Here is a 19,172-nt window from a genome sequence, read left to right as displayed (position 1 = left end):
GGGGGCTCAGCGGCCCGCGCCATCCCCATGGTCGGGAAGCTGCGACTGATCCGCACCATCCGCCGGGCCACCGATCAGCACGAAGCGGCGATCGCAATAGCCGCAATCGACATAGCCGGTCTCATCGATCTGCAGCCAGACGCGCGGATGGCCGAGCGCAGCGCCCCCGGGAATGTCGGTGGCACCGTCGCAAGCGACGCGGGTCTGGGTGACGCGGGTGGTTTCGGGCGGCGGCAACATAGGGTTGGGCGATAGCAAGGCGTAGAGCCCCGTGCAATTGCCCAAAACAGGGCAAAACCGGCTTGGCCTCTCTGCGTCACGCGCCTATCGCTGGCACCATGACCTCCTCGACAGAAGCCGCCATTTCGATCCAGGGCATCGCCAAGACCTATCAGGGCGGCAAGCGCGCGCTCGACGGGGTCAGCTTCGACGTGCCGCGGGGGCAGATCTTCGGGCTGCTGGGGCCGAACGGTGCGGGCAAGTCGACGCTGATCAACATCCTGGCGGGCCTTGTCATGAAGACCGAAGGATCGGCATCGATCTGGGGCTTCGACATCGACCAGCATCCGCGCAACGCCAAGGCGTCGATCGGCATCGTCAACCAGGAAATCCTGTTCGACCCCTTCTTCACGCCGTTGGAGACGCTGGAGATCCAGGGCGGGCTGTACGGCGTGCCCAAGGGGCAGCGCCGCTCGATGGAATTGCTGCGCGCGGTGCATCTGGAGGACAAGGCGAACGCCTATTCGCGCACCCTGTCGGGCGGTATGAAGCGCCGCCTGATGGTCGCCAAGGCGATGGTGCATTCGCCGCCGGTGCTGGTCCTGGACGAACCGACGGCGGGCGTCGATATCGAGCTTCGCCAGCAGCTCTGGGCCTATGTCCGCCAGCTCAACGAACAGGGCGTGACGGTGGTGCTGACCACCCATTATCTCGAAGAGGCCGAGGAGCTGTGCGACCGGATCGCGATCATCAACCATGGTCGCCTGGTCGCCAACGAGCCGACCCGCGAACTGGTCGGCAAGGCGCAGGAAAAGATCGTCGCGGTGACGGTGGACCGCGATGTCGCGGCGGTGCCCGACCATGCCAGCTTCGGCAAGATCGTGCTGAAGGGCAGCCGCACGCTGGAGATCACCTATGCCAAGGACAAGGTGAATGCGGGCCAGGTGCTCGCGGCGGTGCAGGCGGACGGATATGGGATCGTCGATGTCTCCACCAAGGAAGCCGATCTGGAAGACGTGTTCCTGTCGTTGACGCGGAGTGTTGGGGCGTAGGGTTTCCCTTGGCCTTCGACTTCGCTCAGGCTGAACGGGGTTCTGGGGGAGAAGAAATTTTGGGTTCGCGCGGAGGCGCAGAGGACGCGGAGGTGTACCACTCCACTCATTCTACAGTCCGCTCCAACAGGCCATGATAGGTAAGGGATGCGCAATCCACGCACCGAACAGCTCTGCGTCCTCCGCGCCTCTGCGCGAACCCAAATATCCCGACCTCCGTTCAGGCTGAGCGAAGTCGAAGCCCACGCCCCGCCCTCACCGCTCGTCCCGCACCCGCTCCAGCACCCAATCCTGATTCACCACGATGATCGAGCGCACCGGCCGGCCATCGGCATCACGCGACGGATCATAGCGGTATCGCTGCTCGATCAGCCGGCACGTCGTCTCGTCGAGCGCGGCGTTGCCGCTGCTCTGAGTCACCACACAGCCGCTGACCCGACCATCGACATTGACGAAATAGCGGACCTGCACCGTCCCGCTCGCGCCCGCATCGGCGGCAGCCTCGGGATAGTCGGAGTCCTTGATTCGCCCCTTGATCCGCCGGGGCGGGGTTTCCTCACCATAGCCGTCACCGTCGCCCGACCCGCCGCTGCCCGTGCCGTTGCCGATCCCGCCCGCACCGGTGCCCGGACCGGGCTTGTCGGACGCGCCCTGGCTGGCATCCGCCCCCGTCCCCGCGACCGGCGCGACGATGACGGGCGAAACGGGCAGCAACACCACGACCGGCGGGGGTGCCACCACTTGGGTCGCCTGCGACCGGATATTGGGCGGCGCCGCCGCGCCGCGCGGGCGGTGGGTTTCGACCTTTTTGGGCTGAATCCGGAGCGGTGGCGGCGGAGCGGGAGGCGCCACGTCAAAGCTGTCGAGCGCTTGCGACGGGGCCGGGAGGCTCGGGGCGAAGCCCAGCCCCAGAATGAGCGCATAGCCCATGCCGCCCACGATCAGCCCCGTGGGAATCGCGGCGCGCAGACGGTCGCGCCAATCGGGCCGGGCCAGCGTCATAGCGCAGGAGGTGGGAAGCCCCTTCCCGCAAGACAAGCGCTTACCCCCTGTCCCAACCCTCTCGTCCGTGCCAGAGGGTACGCCATGACCCCAGCGCCCCAAGGAGCCCGCGCATGACCGATTCCGATATTCTGATCGTCGGATCGGGCGCGGCCGGGCTGACCGCCGCGCTCAATCTGGCGGACCGGTTCAAGGTGACGGTGCTGGCCAAGGGCAAGCTGAACGAAGGCTCGACCGCCTGGGCGCAGGGGGGCATCGCCGCCGTGCTGGAACCCGGCGACACCTTCGACAGCCATATCGAGGATACGATGGTCGCGGGCGCGGGGCTGAACGACCGCGCCACCGTCGAATTCGTGGTCGAGAATGCCCCCGCCGCGATCGAGCGCCTCCAGAAACTGGGCGTCCCCTTCGCAACCGAGGGCAATATGCTGCACCTGACGCGTGAGGGCGGGCATTCGCACCGGCGCATCGTGCATGTGGCGGACGCGACCGGATGGGCGGTGCTCGACGCGCTGTTGAAGGCGGCGGACGCGCATCCCAACATCACCATGGTCCCCGATCAGGTCGCGATCGACCTGGCGACCAGCCGCCACGAGATGCGCTATTCGGGGGCGGGCCATGTCTGGGGCATCTATGCGGTTGACCGGCGGACGGGCCGCGTCGTGGTGCACAAGGCGCGCGCGACGATCCTGGCGACCGGGGGCGCGGGACGCACCTATCAATTCTCCACTGCGCCCAAGGGGGCGACCGGCGACGGCATCGCGATGGCGTGGCGCGCGGGCGCGCGCGTGTCGAACATGGAATTCATGCAGTTCCACCCGACCTGCCTCTACAACACCCAGGTCAAGAATTTCCTGATTACCGAGGCGGTTCGCGGCGAAGGCGGGCATCTGAAGATCCCCGAAACCGGGCACCGCTTCATGCCCGATCTCGACCCGCGCGCCGAACTCGCGCCCCGCGACATCGTGGCGCGCGCGATCGACCATGAGATCAAGCGGCTGGGCCTGGACTATGTCCATCTCGACATCAGCCACCAGTCGCCCGCCTTCGTCCGCGAGCATTTCCCCAATATCCACGAAAAGCTGCTGTCGCTGGGAATCGACATGACCGTGCAGCCGATCCCGGTCGTGCCCGCGCAGCATTATACCTGTGGCGGCGTGATCGTGGACCGCGACGGGCGCACCGACCTGCCCGGCCTCTATGCGGCGGGCGAGGTGACCCAGTCGGGGCTGCACGGCGCCAACCGGCTGGCCTCCAATTCGCTCCTCGAATGCTTCGTCTATGGCGAGGCGTGCGCGAACCATATCGCGGCGCATTGGGACGAGCTGCCCCCCGCCCCCGCCATCCGCCCCTGGGACGAGAGCCGCGTCACCGATTCGGACGAAGAGGTGGTCATCAAGCAGAACTGGACCGAAATCCGGCGCTTCATGTGGAATTATGTCGGCATCGTTCGCACCACCAAGCGGCTGGAGCGCGCGCAGCACCGCATCCGCATGCTGACCGACGAGATCAACGACTATTACGGGCATTTCCGCGTCACACCCGACCTGATCGAGCTGCGCAACCTGCTCCAGACCGCCGAGCTCATCGTGCGCTGTGCGCTCCACCGCAAGGAAAGCCGGGGGCTGCATTACACGCTGGACTATCCCGAGACCTTGCCCGAAGCGGTCGACACGATCCTGATTCCGTGAAGCAAGCCTTGATTCCTCCCCTTGCAGGGGAGGAATTCAGAATGTTTCGCGTCTTGTCGTGCAGGTGCGACCTTTCGTCGCAAGCCCCGTGCGGGGGGATTTCCCCCACCCGGTCAAGACGTAAGGATACCCCTGTGTTGCGGGGTATTGCGGTGGCGAAGCGAGTATTGAGCGGCGGGCTGCGTTCATGGCCTGCCGGATTTCTTCTCTTGGGGCTCGCAGGCTGTGGGGCGGATTCACGCCCCGGTGCGACGTCCCATGCTCCCAGCATGCCCGATCCCCAGGTTTCGGTGTCGATGCCGCTTCCCCCGCCCGCCCCAGCCGCGCGCCCGCCGCGCCCGCCGGGCTGGTCAGCACGATCGATCGGCTGTCCGCCGGTTTTTCGGGCAAGAAGGGCATCGCCATCCGCGCGGTCGATGACGGCTGGACGGTCGAGGTCGGCGGCCGTCAGCGCCTGCCGCAGCAATCGGTATCGAAGCTCTGGGTCGCGATCACCCTGCTCGACCTTCGCGACCAGGGCCGCGCGCGGCTGGACGAACCGGTGGTGGTCCGCCACGAGGACCTGACCCTGTTTCACCAGCCGATCGCGATGCTGGTCAAGGGCGATGGCTATCACACCACGGTCGGCGAACTCCTGACCCGCGCGCTGACGCAGAGCGACAATACCGCCAACGACCGGCTGCTGACCTTTGTCGGCGGACCGCAGGCAGTACGCACGATGATCGCCAACAAGCGGCTGGGCGACATCCGCTTCGGTCCGGGTGAGCGGCTGCTCCAGGCGAAGACCGCCGGGCTGACGTGGCAACCCGCCTTCGCGATGGCGGGGGCGTTCCAGGCGGCGCGCAACCGGCTCGATCCGGCGGCACGGACCGCCGCGCTCGACGCCTATGTCGGCGATCCGCCCGATGGCGCCGCCCCGATCGCGATCGCCGATGCGCTGGCCCGGCTGGCGCGGGGCGAGTTGCTGTCCGAAACCTCGACCCGCATCCTGCTCGACACGATGGAGGCCTCGCGCACCGGCCATGCCCGGCTGCGCGCCGCCGTGCCGTCCGGGTGGAAGATCGCGCACAAGACCGGTACCGGCCAGGATCTGGGTCGTCGCAATGCGGGCTTCAACGATGTCGGCCTGCTGACCGCCCCCGATGGCCGCCGCTTCGCCATCGCGGTGATGATCGGCGACACGACCGAGGATATCCGTCAGCGCCAGTTGCTGATCCAGAATGTCGCCGCCGCCGTCGCCAGCTACGCGGGTCCCCCACGCGGGCCGGTCGCCGTCGCGAACTGAGCCCTGTCCCTACCCGTCAAGGCCGCGATCCTGCTGCCGTTGAGGGGAGGACGACCTTACCGCGTGATTCCGCCCGAATGGGGCAATGTGGCCTCGTCCGCGCTAGGGGCCTTGCCGAACAGCGCACGGTCCGCCGGGCCGAACGCCCAGCGCCAGAGTATGAACAGATAGGTCGCCGCGATCGTGGGCTCGCCGAACAGCAGTTCCGCCCATTCCAGCCGCTGCGGCAACAGCGTAAAGATGGCCCCCACCGCCGTCGCCGCCGCCGCCGCCCAGACGAGCGGCCAGCGAAAGGGGGAAACCGGGGCCTTCAGCATGCCCGACAGGACGCGCGCCTTGATGACCGATGTCATGGTCACGCTGGCCGCCAGCGCCACCGCCGGCCCCGCTGCGGCCCAGGTTTCCGGCCAGCTCAGGGCACGCATCCCCAGGATCAGCGCGAAGCTCAAGCCGATCTGCACCCCCAGCATCGCGATCGAGATCATCAGGTTGCGGTGGCGTGCGGTATAGACCAGCGCCGATTCGCACACCGCGCCGGTCGAGGCCAGCACCTCGGCGAACAGCAGAAAGGCCAGCGCGGCGGTGCCCGACACGAATTGCGGGCCGACCACGCCCATCACGCCTTCGCCCGGAATCGATCCCATCAGCGCCAGGCACCCCTGCGCCGCCATGATCCAGAAGGCGACCTGTCGCACCTGCCGCGCGATCGCGCCCATATCGCCATTGGCCAGGCTCTGGGTGATGACCGGGCCCAGGATCGGGTCGAAACTGGTCTTCAGCTTTTGCGGCAGCGAGGCGACCTGCTGCGCCATATAATAGATGCCGACGATGCGGGGTTCGAACATCACGCCCAGGATGAAGCGGTCGACATTGCGCGTGCCCCATTCCAGTGCGTCCGCCCCCGCCAGCGGCGCATTGGCGCGGGCGAGCGCGAACACGGCGGCGAGCCGGGGGCTCCAGCCATGGGGCAGGCCATAGCTGCGCAAGAACGGCACCAAGCTGGCGATCAGCGCCGCCGTCATCGACGCGACATAGGACAGCACCAGGCCGTCGCGGATCGTGAAGAAGGAAAAGACCCAGGCGGCGATCGAGATGGTCCAGGGCTCGACCACCGCGCGCGCGGTAACGGTCGCCTTGACGTTCAGGCGATAGGCGAGCGCGGCGAGGCTGACGTCCGACCAGGCGATGGCGACGATGATGCAGGGCAGCCATCGGTCCAGCCCGGTGATGGCGCTGTTGGGATAGAGTAGCTCGGGGAAGGACCATAATAGGCCGCTGGCCACAACCGAGGCCAGGAAGGCCAGCGCCATCGCGTCCCACACGACATGGACATGCGGCCGATCGGTCGAGGACAGCGCCTGCGCCAGCCCACGCTTGAGACCCAGCGTCGCGATCAGCGCCGCCAGTTCGACGACGACCACCGCGATGGCGAAGCGCCCGACCAGATCCGGGCCATAGATCCGCCCGGCGATGAACAGGAAGGGGATGCGCGCCGCCAGCCGCAGGATGAACCCTGCGATATTGGTCCGCCCGCCCTTGGCGAGCGCATCGATGTCCTTGGTTTCGGCCATCAGCGGCAGAGCGGCTGGAAAAGGCGGGACGCGACGGTCAATGCGCCGCGCCCCAGCTCTTGCCGAACCCGATCTCGACGCCCAGCGGCACCGACAGCGACACCGCCGGTTCGGCCGCGCCCGCCATCACTTCGCGGATGACCGCGCCCGCCGCTTCGGCATCCGCCTCTGGCGCTTCGAACACCAGTTCGTCATGCACCTGGAGCAGCATCCGCACATGGCCGAGGCCAGCGGCGGCGAGCGCGGGTTCCATGCGGACCATGGCGCGCTTGATGATGTCGGCGCTGGTGCCCTGGATCGGTGCGTTGATCGCGGCGCGTTCCGCTCCCTGCCGCTCGCCCTGGTTGCGCGAGGCGATGCGCGGGAAATGGGTCTTGCGGCCGAACAGCGTGCTCGTGAAGCCCTTCTCGCGCACGCTCGACAGCGTCTCGGCGATATAGCGGTTGATGCCGGGGAAACGCTCGAAATAGCGGTCGATCATCGCCTGCGCCTCGTCCGCCGACACGTCGAGGCGGCCCGCCAGGCCCCAGCGCGAAATGCCGTAGAGGATGGCGAAGTTGATCGTCTTGGCCCGCCCGCGCGTGTCGCGATTGACCTCGCCGAACAATTCCTTGGCGGTCAGGCTGTGGATGTCGTCGCCGTTCGCGAACGCCTCGCGCAAGGCGGGCACGTCCGCCATATGCGCGGCGAGGCGCAATTCGATCTGCGAATAGTCGGCGGCGATCAGGACATGGCCGTCCTCGGCGATGAACGCCTCGCGCAGCTGCCGCCCAACCTCGGTGCGGATCGGAATGTTCTGGAGGTTGGGTTCGGTCGAGGACAGGCGGCCGGTCTGCGCGCCGGTCAGGCTGTAGCTGGTATGGACGCGGCCGGTCTTCGGGTTGATCTGCGCCTGGAGCGCATCGGTATAGGTGCTCTTCAGCTTGGAAAGCTGGCGCCATTCCAGGATCTTGCGCACGATCTCCGCCGCCTCGCCGCCGTCGCGGGCCAGGCGTTCGAGTTCGGTCACGTCGGTCGAGTACACACCCGACTTGCCCTTGCGCCCGCCCTTGAGGCCGAGCCGGTCGAACAGGATCTCGCCCAGCTGCTTGGGGCTGCCGATGGTGAAGGGCGTGCCCGCCATCGTGTGGATCTCGCCCTCCAGCGCGGCGATCTGCCCGGCGAATTCGGTCGAGAGCTGCGACAGGCGCTCGCGATCGACCTTGATCCCGCGCCGCTCCATGCCCGCGATCACGGGGACGAGCGGGCGGTCGACCATCTCATAAACGCGCGTCGCCTGCTCCATCGGAAGCCGTGCCTTGAAGCGCTTCCACAGCCGCAGCGTGACGTCGGCATCCTCGGCGGCGTAGCGGGTGGCGGTTTTGAGATCGACTTCGTGGAAGCCGAGCTGCTTCTTGCCGGTACCGACCACTTCCTTGAAGGCGAGGCAGGTGTGCGACAGATGGGTCGCAGCCAGCTCGTCCATGCCATGGCCGTGCAGCCCGGCGTCGAGGTCGAAGCTCAGCACGATCGTGTCGTCATGCGGCGCCACGGAAATGCCCCGCTCGCCCAGCACGATCATGTCGAATTTCAGGTTCTGGCCGATCTTGAGGACCGACGGGTCCTCGCACAGCGCCTTGATCCGATCGAGCGCTTCGGCGACCGGAATCTGTACCGGCATTTCCGAAAGCAGGTCGGTGCCGCCATGCCCCAACGGGATGTAACATGCCTTGTTGGGCGCCAGGCACAGGCTGACCCCGACCAGTTCGGCCTGGGTCGCGTCGGTCGAGCTGGTCTCGGTATCGATCGCGATAAAGCCCTGGTGACGTGCGTCCGCCACCCATTGGTCGAGCGTCTCCAGGTCCTGCACCGTGGTATAGCCGTCGAGATTGCACGGCTCGTCATCGTCCATCGGCGCGGCGGGCGCGGCTTCTCCGGCAGCGGGGGCGGGCGCGGCGTCATCGGTGATCTGGCCCATCTTGGCGATCAGCGAGCGGAAGCCATGATGCTCCAGGAACGCGCGCAGCGGCGCATCCGGGATGGTCGGATGCAGCGCCAGTTCCTCCAGCGGCTGCGGCAGCGGCGCATTGCACTCCAGCGTGACCAGCCGCTTCGACAGCCGCGCATTCTCGGCATGTTCGATCAGATTGTCGCGCAGCTTGCCCTTCTTCATCTCGGGCGCGGCGGCGAGGACGGATTCCAGGTCGCCATGCTCGACGATCAGCTTGGAGGCGGTCTTCGGACCCACGCCCGGCACGCCCGGCACGTTATCGACGCTGTCGCCCATCAGCGCGAGCACATCGCCCAACTGCTTGGGGCCGACGCCAAACTTCTCCTGCACGTAAGATTCGCCCAGACGCCGGTTGTTCATCGTATCGAGCATGTCGAGGCTGCCATCCTCGACCAGCTGCATCAGGTCCTTGTCGCCCGATACGATCGTGACCTGCCACCCCTCGGCCATCGCGGCGCGGGCATAGCAGGCGATCAGGTCGTCGGCCTCCAACCCGGCTTCCTCGATGCAGGGCAGCGAGAAGGCGCGGGTGGCGTCGCGGATCATCGGGAATTGGGGGACCAGATCGGGCGGGGGCGGGGGCCGGTGCGCCCGTTATCCAGTTATGTCGTTTTTTTTTTTTTTTTTTTCAAGCAGAAGACGGCATACGAGATTCATGAGCGTCTCGTGGGCTCGGAGATGTGTATAGAGACAGACTTGTCGAGGACCACCGCCATATGGGTCGGCCCATCGGCGGCATTGATCTCGTCCACCAGCTTCCAGAGCATGGTGGTATAGCCGTAAACCGCCCCCACCGGCTCGCCATGCTTGTTGGTCAGCGGCGGCAGGCGGTGATAGGCGCGGAAGATATAGCCGGAGCCGTCGACGAGATAGAGATGGGGCATGACCAGCGCGGTTTAGCGGAACAGAGAGAGGCTAAACAGCCCCTGTTATCACCCCGTTCCCCGAATGTTGCCGATGGGCCACGCTGGATATGATCTTTCCGCCCCCGCAAGGCCGGATCGAAAAAGCCCCTCCCGAATGCGTCGAGAGGGGCCCCCCAATCATCAATGCCGGAAGTGGCGCATGCCGGTGAACACCATCGCCAGCCCGGCTTCGTCCGCGGCCGCAATGACCTCGTCGTCGCGGATCGAGCCGCCCGGCTGGATCACCGCGGTCGCCCCCGCCTCGACCGCCGCAAGCAGGCCGTCGGCGAAGGGGAAGAAGGCGTCCGACGCGACCGCCGAACCGATGGTGCGCGGCTCGGCCCAGCCCGCCTTGTCGGCGGCGTCCTTGGCCTTCCACGCGGCGATGCGCGCCGATTCCAGACGGTTCATCTGGCCCGCGCCGACGCCCGCGGTCGAACCGCCCTTGGCGTAAACGATCGCGTTCGACTTCACATGCTTGGCGACCGTCCAGGCGAAGCGGCAATCGGCCAGCTCCTGCTCGGTCGGGGCGCGCTTGGTGACGACCTTCAGCATGTCGTCGGTCAGGCGGCCATTGTCGCGGCTCTGGACCAACAGACCGCCCGCGATCGACTTCAGCATCAGGCCGGCACGCGATGGATTGGGCAGTTCGCCCGACAGCAGCAGACGGAGATTCTTCTTCTTGGCGAAGATCGCGCGGGCCTCTGCCGAAGCGTCAGGTGCCACCACCACCTCGGTGAAGATGCCCGAGATGGCTTCCGCCGTCTCGGCGTCGAGCGGACGGTTGCAGGCGATGATGCCGCCGAACGCCGACACCGTGTCACAGGCGAAGGCCGCCTGATAGGCCTCGAGCAGCGTCTCGCCGCTCGCCACGCCGCACGGGTTGGCGTGCTTGACGATGACGACCGTGGGCGGGCCGTCGATGAATTCGCTGACCAGCTCCAGCGCGGCATCGGCGTCATTGAGGTTGTTGTAGCTCAGCGCCTTGCCCTGCAGCTGCTCGGCCTGGGCGATGCCCTGCCCACCCCGCTGCGGCAGATAGAGCGCGGCGACCTGATGCGGGTTCTCGCCATAGCGCAGGGTTTCGGGATGCTTGGTGAAGGCGAGCGGCAGGGTGGTCGGGAACGCCTCGCCCTGATCGGCGAAGGCGAACCATTGGGCGATCGCCGAGTCATAGGCGGCGGTGGCGGCAAAGGCCTTGGCGGCGAGACGCTGGCGGGTCTTCAGCGTCGAGGCGCCGTCATTCGCCGCGAGTTCGGCGAGGAAATCGGCATAATCGTTCGGGTCGGTCAGGATCGACACGTAACCGTGATTCTTGGCGGCCGAACGGACCATGGACGGACCGCCAATGTCGATATTCTCGATGATTTCGGGGCGTTCGGCGCCCTTCGCGACCGTCTGCTGAAAGGGGTAGAGGTTCACGACCACCAGGTCGATCGCACCGATGCCATGCTCGGTCATCGCGGCGGCATGGGCGGGATCGTCACGCACCGCGAGCAGGCCGCCATGGACCATCGGGTGCAGCGTCTTCACCCGGCCGTCCATCATCTCCGGGAAGTTGGTAACCTCCGAAATGTCGCGCACCGGCAGGCCCGCATCGCGGATCGCCTTGGCCGTGCCGCCGGTCGAGACCAGATCGACTCCGCGCTCGGCCAGCGCACGCGCCAGGTCGATGACGCCGGTCTTGTCGGACACCGACAACAGCGCGCGGCGAACCGGCACCTGATCAACGGAGGGAGCGGTGGGGAGCGAAACGGCCATCGGGCAGCGGGTCCTGATACTGGGAGGAGTTTGCGGACCCGATAGACTCCGATTCGCCGAAGCGCAAAATGTGATTCGGGAAAGACCCATTCCTCCCCTGTAAGGAGAGGGGGGCCATGCGCAGCATGGTGGAGGGGTGTTACCGGTTGCGAGGGCAGGCTTTACTTGCCGGGCGGGACACCCCTTCGTCAGGCCTTCGGCCTGCCACCCCCCTTGCAGGGGAGGAATTTGAGTCTTTGCGCCTCCGCGCGCACGCCCCCCCCTTAAAGCGCGCGCTTAAAGGCCCAGCTGACATGCGCGCCGCCTGCCGGGGTCTCGCCGGTCACGACAAGCTGCTGAGTCGCGACCGGACGACCGGTGCCGTCGATCCACAGCGATTCCTCGATCGCCAGCGTGCCGCCGCGACAGCGGAACTGCCACAGCGCGCCATCGTCGAGGCGCAGGATCGCCTGGCCACTCTCGGCCGTCACCATCGCCTCCACCCCGTCGCCGAGATGGAAACGCAGGCTGAAATGGGTGCTGCCCGCCTGGCGCTTACGCCCCTCGGGCAGCAGCGCATCCTCGCCGCGCAACTCGCGCCCGTCGCCGGTCAGCAGCAGCTGGCGGCGATGGGTGAAGCCATAACGGCGGACATAACCGTCATGGCTCGCCTCGATCCGGCTAGCGGCGTCCGATTCCTGACGGCTCAGTTCCACCTCGGCCACGCCGCGGCCCAGCGTGCCATCGGCATGGATGGCGGTGGAGTTGCTGTCGCCCAGCGTCAGCGTCGAATGCGCCGCCGTGGTGCGAAGGCCGTGCGCCAGGCTGGCGGGCACCTGCGCCACGGTTGCCCGCGCGCCGCCGCAATTGACGACGATCCGCTGCGCGCCGTCCGAAAACTCGAACGCCAGGGTCGAGGCACAGCCACCCTCGATCGCGCGAGCGATCGGCGGGGGCGCGGCGTCCATGACCAGCACCGCCTGCGCCGCCGCGAGCCGCTGATAACCCCAGTCACCCGCCTGGCGCAGCGGCCGGGTGCGCACGCCCGACGCTTCGATCACGGCGGCGATCTTTTCCGGCGTTTCGGGGCCCGAGCCCTGCCAGCTCGACAGCGCGCGGTCGCCATGCATGACGCCGAGCAGCGCCGAGATCATCTTCTGCAACCGCGCCTGGAATGGATCGGGGAAGGCCAGGCCACGCGCGTCATAGACCTCACGCATCATGGTCAGCAGCATGACCGCGTCGAGCTGCACCGACGGGCTGCGCGCGATGACGCCGCCATCGGCGAACAGCCCGGTATCGAGCGCCCGCGACAGCCCCGTCTCGCCGAACGCCTGGCGCGGATCGCCCCCGGCCAGCAACAGCCCCGCCGCGATCACCCCGCACCAAGACGCGATCCGCGCGACGCCCGCCGGTGCCTTGTCGGCACCGCGATCCAGATGCCGCGCCCCCCGCGCCATCGTATTCAATACGCGCGAGCGATAGACGAGGTCGGTGGAGGACAGGATCAGCGGCGCATGCGCGGTCCAGAACAGGATGCGCCGTCCCCACAGATCGGGCCGCCACGCCGTGGCATCGACCGTCTCGGCAAAGGCGTCGAGCCAGCGGCCCATCAGATATTCGGCGATCGGCGCGCCCTGTTGCCGGGTGGCGACCGACGACAGGTCGCGCAGCCAGGCAAAGCTGTGCAGATGGTCGGCGAAACCCGTCGACCAGTCGGGCCGTGCGAAGTCGATCGATTCGACCCCCCGCTCTTCGCCACGCCAGTCGAGCACCCCTCCGAGCAGCGCATGACCGCGCTCGATATCGCCCAGGATCGGGTCCTCGGGCACCGCCATCAGCTTCAGCGGATGCCGCCCCTTCAACCGCAGCGAATGGAGCGGCGTGCGCCAGGTCAGGCGGTGGAGATGCTCGCTCAACCGATCGGCGAGCGACAGGCCCCCGGTCTGGACGCGGACGAGGCGCTTGCCCTCTTCGATGCTGTCGGCGGCGGGCGGGGCGACATCGCCCCCGATACGGTCACGCATGTCGTTCGATCGCCCGCTCAGCCGCGCAGCGCGGCGATATTGGCGGCGTAGTGCGCCGGGCCGCCCCGGAACGCCGCCGTCCCCGCGACCAGCGCATCCGCACCCGCCTCGATACAGCGCTTCGCATGAACGGCATCGACGCCGCCATCGACCTCCAGATCGATTTCGCGGCCCGAATGGTCGATCATCTTGCGGATCGCGGCGATCTTCTTGAGCTGGCTGTCGATGAAGCTCTGTCCGCCGAAACCGGGGTTGACGCTCATGACCAGGACCAGGTCGACCATGTCGATCAGATAATCCAGCATCTTGGCGGGCGTGGCGGGGTTCAGCACCACGCCGGCGCGCTTGCCCAGCCCCTTGATATGCTGGATCGTGCGATGGATGTGCGGCCCCGCCTCCGGGTGCACCGTGATGGTGTCCGCCCCCGCCTCGGCAAAGGCGTCCAGATAGGCGTCGATCGGCGAGATCATCAGATGCACGTCGAAGGGCTTGGCCGTGTGCGGGCGCAGCGCCTTCACCACCGCCGGGCCGATGGTGATGTTGGGCACGAAATGCCCGTCCATCACATCGATGTGAATCCAGTCGGCGCCGGCGGCGTCGATGGCCCGGACTTCTTCGCCCAATTTGGCGAAATCGGCGGAGAGGATGGAAGGAGCGATACGCACAGGAAGCATGGTTTTCCCCTCTACTCCCATATCGCGCCCAAGTCAGCCTTTGCGTTGCAGCCTGGCGATGAAGAACCCGTCGAGCCGCCCTTCCTTTGCGAGCATCGTCGGCAGGGTGCGGATCGTGCCCCTCTCCGTGATGCCGGGCCAGTCGCCAGCGATCGGGACCAGCGTATAATCGGGGCGCGCTTCGAGGAACGCCTCGATCTGCCGCTCGCCCTCTTCGGGCTCCAGCGAGCAGGTGGCATAGACCATGGTCCCACCGGGCTTCAGCCAGTCGGCCGCGCGCGCCAGGATCACCCGCTGCAATTCCGCCATCTCGGCGATGATCGCCGGGCGAACGCGGTAGAGCACGTCCGGATGACGGCGGAAGATGCCGCTGGCGCTACACGGCGCGTCGACCAGGATCGCGTCGGCCGGGGCCGGGGGCGCCCATTCGCGCAGGTCGGCGGTGACGATCTCGGCGGATTGCCCGGTCCGCTCCAGATTCTCGCTCAGGCGGGCGAGGCGCGATTCGGATTGGTCGATCGCGGTGACCTTCCAACCGGCGGCGGCGAGTTGCAACGTCTTGCCGCCCGGCGCGGCGCACAGGTCGAGCACATCGCCCTTCCCCTCGCCCAGCAGACGCGCGGGGATCGAGGCGGCGAGGTCCTGTACCCACCAGGCGCCTTCGTCAAAGCCCTGCAATTCCATCACCGAATGGCCCGAGGGCAGACGGACATGACCGGGCAGCAGGCTGACCCCGCCCAGCTTTTCGACCCATTCGGCGGTCGCAGCCGGATCGGCCAGCGTCAGGTCGAGCGGCGGCGGTGCGGCGATGGCATGGGCGGCGGCCTCGACCATCTCGTCACCCCAATTCGCTTCCCAGCGCGCTTCGGTCGCGTCGGGCAAAGCGGGGATTTCGGGGAGCAGCACGCCGCTTTTGGTGATGGTGCTGAATACGCCGTGGACCAGCTTGCGCGGGCCGCCATCGACCAGCGGCAATACGGTGGAGATCGCCGCATGGGGCGGCGTGCCCAGCGCCAGCAACTGCACCAGTGCGATACGGAGCGCGAAACGCGCCTTGGCATCGTCGGGCAGCCGCTGCTTGGTCGCCGAGTCGATCAGCGCGTCGAGATCGGGCAGGCGTCGCAGCGTCTCCGCCGCGATGGCGTGCGCGAGGCCCCGATCCGGTCCCCCCGGCAGCGCACGGGTCGCCGAGGCGAGCGCGGCCTCCAGCGGCTCACCCCGGCGCAGCACCGCATCGAGCAGGCGGATGGCGGCGCGGCGGGCGGCGGTGCCCAGCGGCTCGGTGGGGCGCTGCTGTCGTCCGCGCCGGTCCTCACCCTTGGGCGCACCCCGGCGATCGGGACGGCCACGGGTCGGCGATTGGGGAGGACGTGTCACTTGGCAAAACTCCTGTCAGCCCCGACATGGGCTGCAATCATTGCCCCTTAGTCGAAAGGACCGCCCATGGGCCAGCGCCCCGACCATGTGAAGCCGCCCGCCTATCTGTCGCAGAATACCCCGGTGCCGCAGCCAGAGGCCAAGCCGGAGCCGCAGGATGACCCGTTGGGGAAGAATCCGGTGCGCTATGGGGATTGGGAATTGAAGGGCGTCGCGGTCGATTTTTGACGGCCCTTGCGGTCGGCGTTGGAGGCGTGGGCTTCGACTTCGCTCAGCCTGAACGGGGTCTGGGGACATGCCCACTCTTCAACAGCCGTTCAGCCTGAGCGAAGTCGGAGGCCACGCCCCGACCTCGCCTCAGACCAGAAATTACCGGCGGACTAACGTTCCCGCACCCTGCTTGGTGAAGATTTCCAGCAGCATCCCGTGCGGCACCCGCCCGTCCAGAATCACCGCCGCATCCACGCCCGCCTCGACCGCGTTGACGCAGGTTTCCAGCTTGGGGATCATCCCCCCCGAAATCGTCCCGTCGGCCCGAAGCTCCGCGATCCGCACGGGGTTGAGGTCGGTCATCAACTCGCCCTGCTTGTCGAGCACGCCCGCGACATCGGTCAGCAAGAAGAAGCGCGACGCGCCCAGCCGCGCGGCGATCGCGCCCGCCATGGTGTCGGCGTTGATGTTATAGGTATGCCCGTCCAGGCCGATGCCGACCGGTGCGATCACGGGGATGATGCCATCGGCGCACAGGCTTTCGATCAGGCGCGGATCGACCGAAACCGGCTCTCCGACGAAGCCCAGATCGACATGCCGCTCGATGCCCTTCAGCGGATCGGCCTCGCGCCCCTGCACCTTCTCGGCGATGACCAGGCCCGCATCCTTGCCCGAAATGCCGACCGCGCGGCCCCCGGCGGCGGCGATCCAGCTGACGATTTCCTTGTTGATCGATCCCGCCAGCACCATTTCGGCGATCTGCGCGGTTTCCTTGTCGGTCACGCGCAGGCCGTTGACGAACTGCGACTCGACGCCGAGGCGCTTGAGCATCGCGCCGATCTGCGGACCGCCGCCATGGACCACGACCGGGTTGATGCCGACCGCCTTGAGCAGCACCATATCCTCGGCAAAGTCGCGCTGACGCTCGGGATCGCCCATGGCGTGGCCGCCATATTTCACCACGAAGGTCTTGCCCGCATAACGCTGAAGATAGGGCAGCGCCTCGGTCAGCGTCTCGGCCTTGGCGAGCAGGGCGGCGTCGGGATCGTGGTTGGTCATGAGCGGCCCTTTATCGCGGGTCGGGACCGGGGAAAACCGGCAATATGGATCAGCCGCGATCCAGCCGCCGCCCGATCCCCACGAACACATAGATTAGCGGCGGCACCAGCACGGCCGACAGCGTGACCTTGGCGATCATCTGCCCCACGATCAGCTGCCCGATCGGAAAGGCGCCGTAAAAGGCGATGGTCACGAACAGCAGCGTATCGACGATCTGGCTGAGCATGCTGGCCACCGCCGCGCGCAGCCAGAGCAGCTTGCTGCCCTCCTTGCCCTTGAGCGCGGCGAAGATGGTGACGTTCAGCGTCTGCGACACGCCGTAAGCGATGATCCCGCCCAGCCAGATCCGCCAGGTCGACCCCAGCACCAGCTGGATCGCGTCGCGATTGGCGGGGATCATTTCGGGCGAGGGCGGCAGTATCCACACGACCCAGGACAGGCCAAGCGACACGAGCAGCGGCACGAAACCCACCCGCACCAGCCGCCCGGCGGTGGCGGCGCCGTGCAGTTCGGCGACCGCGCTCGACGTGACGACCAGAAGCAGGAAGGCGAAGATACCCGCCTCTACCGCCAGCGGCCCCAGCGCGACCTGCTTGTTACCCAGTACGCCGGCGATGCACACCATGCCGCCATAGAAGATCGACAGCGCGAACAGTGAGGGGGAGATCAGGCGGGGGCGGAAAACGGTGTCGGGTCGGTCCATCGGCGACTGCTAGCGCGAAATCGGTCCGGGGCAAAGGGATAGCCGCTCCACGCTCCTCCCCTTTATGGGGAGGTGGCGCGTGCAGCGCGTCGGAGGGGTGTCACCCTCTCGATAGCGGGACACCCCTCCGTCAGGCCTGTCGGCCTGCCACCTCCCCTTCCAGGGGAGGAATGAAGGAACTCAATCGCTTGCACCTGTCCTCATGACGCGCTCTATTCCCATCGAAACCAGAATAAGGGGGACAGAAGATGCGGTTGGCGAAATGGATCGGCGGAGCGCTGGCGGGTTGCGCCCTGCTGCCTGCCATCGTGGCGGCGCAGGATCGGCCGGACCAGAAGGCGTTCTTCGACCTCTACAAGCAACTGGTCGAAACCAATACCAGCCTGTCCGTCGGCAGCTGCACCCAGGCATCGGCGCAAATCGCGGACCGTCTGAAGGCGGCGGGCTATCGCGATGCCGACATCACCCTGTTCTCGGTGCCTGAACATCCCAAGGACGGCGGCATCGTCGCGGTGCTGCCCGGCACCGACAAGAAATTGAAGCCCATGCTGCTGCTCGGCCATCTCGACGTGGTCGAGGCCAAGCGCGAGGACTGGACCCGCGATCCGTTCAAGCTGATCGAGGAGGACGGGTTCCTGTACGGTCGCGGCACCGTCGACGACAAGGCGATGAGCGCGATCTGGGCCGATACGCTGATCCGCCTCAAAAAGACCCCGCCCAAGCGGACGATCAAGATGGCGCTGACCTGCGGCGAGGAGACGACCTTCGCGTTCAACGGTGCCGAGTGGCTGGCCAAGAACAAGCCCGATCTGATTGCCGCCGAATTCGTCCTGAACGAGGGCGGCGGCGGGCGGCTGGACGCCGATGGCAAGCGCGAATTGCTGGCGGTGCAGGTCGGCGAAAAGGCCGCGCAGAACTATACGTTCCTGGCGACCAATCCCGGCGGACACAGCTCGCAACCGACGCCGGAAAACGCGATTTACGAACTCGCCGATGCGGTGAAGGCGGTGCAGGGTTATGAATTTCCCGTCGTCCTGACCGACACGACCCGCGCCTTCCTGACCGCGACCGCGCAAAAGGTCGGTGGGCAATTGGGCGATGCGATCACCCGGCTGCTCGCCGATCCGAACGACAAGGCGGCGGACGCCATCGTCAGCCAGGACAAGGCGCTGCACTCGACGCTGCGCACCACCTGCGTGGCGACGCTGCTCCAGGCGGGCCATGCCGAAAACGCCCTGCCCCAGCGCGCGACCGCCAATATCAACTGCCGCATCTTCCCCGGCGAGACGGTCGAGGGGACGCTGGCCAAGCTGAAGGAACTGGCCGGGCCGAAGATCACCGTCACCGCCAACCAGCCGGTGCGGCCGACCGCCATCCCGCCCAAGCTGGACCCCAAGATCATCGGCCCGATGAAGGCAATCGCCGCCAGGCATTTTCCCGGCGTGCCGCTGGTCCCGATGATGTCGACGGGCGCGACCGACGGCATATTCTTCCAGGTGATCGGCATCCCCGTCTACGGCGCGCCGGGCATCTTCATCGAAAAGGACATGTCGGGCATCCATGGCCTGAACGAGCGGATTCGGGTGACGTCGCTCTATAACGGCCGCGACTATCTCTACGATCTGGTACGTGCCTACGCCTATTGATGGCAGGACGGGATGATGGCG

General features: G+C 67.1%; 14 protein-coding genes and 1 pseudogene. 5 read left to right on the top strand and 10 right to left on the bottom strand.

Annotated elements, in window-relative coordinates; translation table 11 throughout:
- Nucleotides 1-6: 6 nt before the first annotated feature.
- Nucleotides 7-240, bottom strand: a complete 234-nt coding sequence (locus ACWPWT_RS04855) for a zinc-finger domain-containing protein (protein WP_261268488.1) — start codon at nucleotides 238-240, stop codon at nucleotides 7-9.
- A 98-nt stretch (nucleotides 241-338) separates the two neighbouring features.
- Between ACWPWT_RS04855 and ACWPWT_RS04850 the strand changes: the two genes are divergently transcribed.
- A complete protein-coding gene (locus ACWPWT_RS04850) occupies nucleotides 339-1,271 on the top strand; it encodes an ABC transporter ATP-binding protein (protein ID WP_261268487.1) in 933 nt (310 codons plus the stop codon).
- Between the two features lie 255 nt (nucleotides 1,272-1,526).
- Here the strand turns inward: ACWPWT_RS04850 and ACWPWT_RS04845 are convergent, their stop codons facing one another.
- The gene (locus tag ACWPWT_RS04845; RefSeq protein ID WP_454278775.1) at nucleotides 1,527-2,273 is read right to left on the bottom strand and encodes an energy transducer TonB; all 747 of its coding nucleotides are present in this window, start codon (nucleotides 2,271-2,273) and stop codon (nucleotides 1,527-1,529) included.
- 113 nt (nucleotides 2,274-2,386) lie between these two features.
- On the opposite strand from ACWPWT_RS04845, the gene nadB reads away from it, so the two are divergent.
- Both nadB and ACWPWT_RS04835 read left to right on the top strand, forming a co-directional pair.
- A complete protein-coding gene (gene nadB, locus ACWPWT_RS04840; RefSeq protein WP_454278774.1) occupies nucleotides 2,387-3,964 on the top strand; it encodes an L-aspartate oxidase in 1,578 nt (525 codons plus the stop codon).
- A gap of 187 nt (nucleotides 3,965-4,151) precedes the next feature.
- A complete protein-coding gene (locus tag ACWPWT_RS04835; RefSeq protein ID WP_454278773.1) occupies nucleotides 4,152-5,249 on the top strand; it encodes a serine hydrolase in 1,098 nt (365 codons plus the stop codon).
- A gap of 56 nt (nucleotides 5,250-5,305) precedes the next feature.
- On the opposite strand, the gene ACWPWT_RS04830 is transcribed toward ACWPWT_RS04835, so the two are convergent.
- From ACWPWT_RS04830 to ACWPWT_RS04805, 6 genes and pseudogenes are all read right to left on the bottom strand, one after another.
- Nucleotides 5,306-6,820 (bottom strand): lipopolysaccharide biosynthesis protein, encoded by a 1,515-nt coding sequence (locus tag ACWPWT_RS04830; protein WP_454278772.1) that lies wholly within the window; start codon nucleotides 6,818-6,820, stop codon nucleotides 5,306-5,308.
- Nucleotides 6,821-6,857: 37 nt separating this feature from the next.
- Nucleotides 6,858-9,694, bottom strand: a pseudogene (gene polA, locus ACWPWT_RS04825) (DNA polymerase I).
- 162 nt (nucleotides 9,695-9,856) lie between these two features.
- On the bottom strand, nucleotides 9,857-11,476 hold the full coding sequence (gene purH / locus ACWPWT_RS04820; protein WP_454278771.1) for a bifunctional phosphoribosylaminoimidazolecarboxamide formyltransferase/IMP cyclohydrolase: 1,620 nt from the start codon (nucleotides 11,474-11,476) through the stop codon (nucleotides 9,857-9,859).
- Between the two features lie 263 nt (nucleotides 11,477-11,739).
- Nucleotides 11,740-13,482: a heparinase II/III family protein gene (locus ACWPWT_RS04815; protein WP_454278770.1), complete on the bottom strand. Its 1,743-nt coding sequence runs from the start codon at nucleotides 13,480-13,482 to the stop codon at nucleotides 11,740-11,742.
- 17 nt (nucleotides 13,483-13,499) lie between these two features.
- Entirely contained in the window at nucleotides 13,500-14,156 is a 657-nt protein-coding gene (gene rpe / locus ACWPWT_RS04810; protein WP_454278769.1) for a ribulose-phosphate 3-epimerase, read from the bottom strand.
- 33 nt (nucleotides 14,157-14,189) lie between these two features.
- On the bottom strand, nucleotides 14,190-15,533 hold the full coding sequence (locus ACWPWT_RS04805) for an RsmB/NOP family class I SAM-dependent RNA methyltransferase (RefSeq protein ID WP_405051342.1): 1,344 nt from the start codon (nucleotides 15,531-15,533) through the stop codon (nucleotides 14,190-14,192).
- Nucleotides 15,534-15,599: 66 nt separating this feature from the next.
- Here ACWPWT_RS04805 and ACWPWT_RS04800 point away from each other — a divergent pair, with 66 nt between their 5' ends.
- Nucleotides 15,600-15,761: a DUF1674 domain-containing protein gene (locus ACWPWT_RS04800; protein ID WP_307101913.1), complete on the top strand. Its 162-nt coding sequence runs from the start codon at nucleotides 15,600-15,602 to the stop codon at nucleotides 15,759-15,761.
- A gap of 141 nt (nucleotides 15,762-15,902) precedes the next feature.
- Here the strand turns inward: ACWPWT_RS04800 and argB are convergent, their stop codons facing one another.
- Nucleotides 15,903-16,802, bottom strand: a complete 900-nt coding sequence (argB, locus tag ACWPWT_RS04795; protein WP_454278768.1) for an acetylglutamate kinase — start codon at nucleotides 16,800-16,802, stop codon at nucleotides 15,903-15,905.
- A gap of 49 nt (nucleotides 16,803-16,851) precedes the next feature.
- Nucleotides 16,852-17,505, bottom strand: a complete 654-nt coding sequence (locus ACWPWT_RS04790) for a queuosine precursor transporter (RefSeq protein ID WP_454278767.1) — start codon at nucleotides 17,503-17,505, stop codon at nucleotides 16,852-16,854.
- A 248-nt stretch (nucleotides 17,506-17,753) separates the two neighbouring features.
- On the opposite strand from ACWPWT_RS04790, the gene ACWPWT_RS04785 reads away from it, so the two are divergent.
- Nucleotides 17,754-19,151 (top strand): M20/M25/M40 family metallo-hydrolase, encoded by a 1,398-nt coding sequence (locus ACWPWT_RS04785; RefSeq protein ID WP_454278766.1) that lies wholly within the window; start codon nucleotides 17,754-17,756, stop codon nucleotides 19,149-19,151.
- Nucleotides 19,152-19,172: the final 21 nt, after the last annotated feature.

Source organism: Sphingomonas sp. Marseille-Q8236 (assembly GCF_965112005.1).
Note: the sequence above shows the minus strand (reverse complement) of the source record. Positions and strands in the feature narration are given on the sequence as shown.

Excerpts from the sequence above, each read along its gene's own strand:
- rpe (WP_454278769.1), bottom strand. The coding sequence starts at position 14,156 with ATGCTTCCTGTGCGTATCGCTCCTTCCATCCTCTCCGCCGATTTCGCC.
- purH (WP_454278771.1), bottom strand. The coding sequence starts at position 11,476 with ATGGCCGTTTCGCTCCCCACCGCTCCCTCCGTTGATCAGGTGCCGGTT.
- ACWPWT_RS04800 (WP_307101913.1), top strand. The coding sequence starts at position 15,600 with ATGGGCCAGCGCCCCGACCATGTGAAGCCGCCCGCCTATCTGTCGCAG.
- argB (WP_454278768.1), bottom strand. The coding sequence starts at position 16,802 with ATGACCAACCACGATCCCGACGCCGCCCTGCTCGCCAAGGCCGAGACG.
- ACWPWT_RS04845 (WP_454278775.1), bottom strand. The coding sequence starts at position 2,273 with ATGACGCTGGCCCGGCCCGATTGGCGCGACCGTCTGCGCGCCGCGATT.
- ACWPWT_RS04855 (WP_261268488.1), bottom strand. The coding sequence starts at position 240 with ATGTTGCCGCCGCCCGAAACCACCCGCGTCACCCAGACCCGCGTCGCT.
- ACWPWT_RS04815 (WP_454278770.1), bottom strand. The coding sequence starts at position 13,482 with ATGCGTGACCGTATCGGGGGCGATGTCGCCCCGCCCGCCGCCGACAGC.
- nadB (WP_454278774.1), top strand. The coding sequence starts at position 2,387 with ATGACCGATTCCGATATTCTGATCGTCGGATCGGGCGCGGCCGGGCTG.
- ACWPWT_RS04785 (WP_454278766.1), top strand. The coding sequence starts at position 17,754 with ATGCGGTTGGCGAAATGGATCGGCGGAGCGCTGGCGGGTTGCGCCCTG.
- ACWPWT_RS04790 (WP_454278767.1), bottom strand. The coding sequence starts at position 17,505 with ATGGACCGACCCGACACCGTTTTCCGCCCCCGCCTGATCTCCCCCTCA.
- ACWPWT_RS04850 (WP_261268487.1), top strand. The coding sequence starts at position 339 with ATGACCTCCTCGACAGAAGCCGCCATTTCGATCCAGGGCATCGCCAAG.
- ACWPWT_RS04835 (WP_454278773.1), top strand. The coding sequence starts at position 4,152 with ATGGCCTGCCGGATTTCTTCTCTTGGGGCTCGCAGGCTGTGGGGCGGA.
- ACWPWT_RS04830 (WP_454278772.1), bottom strand. The coding sequence starts at position 6,820 with ATGGCCGAAACCAAGGACATCGATGCGCTCGCCAAGGGCGGGCGGACC.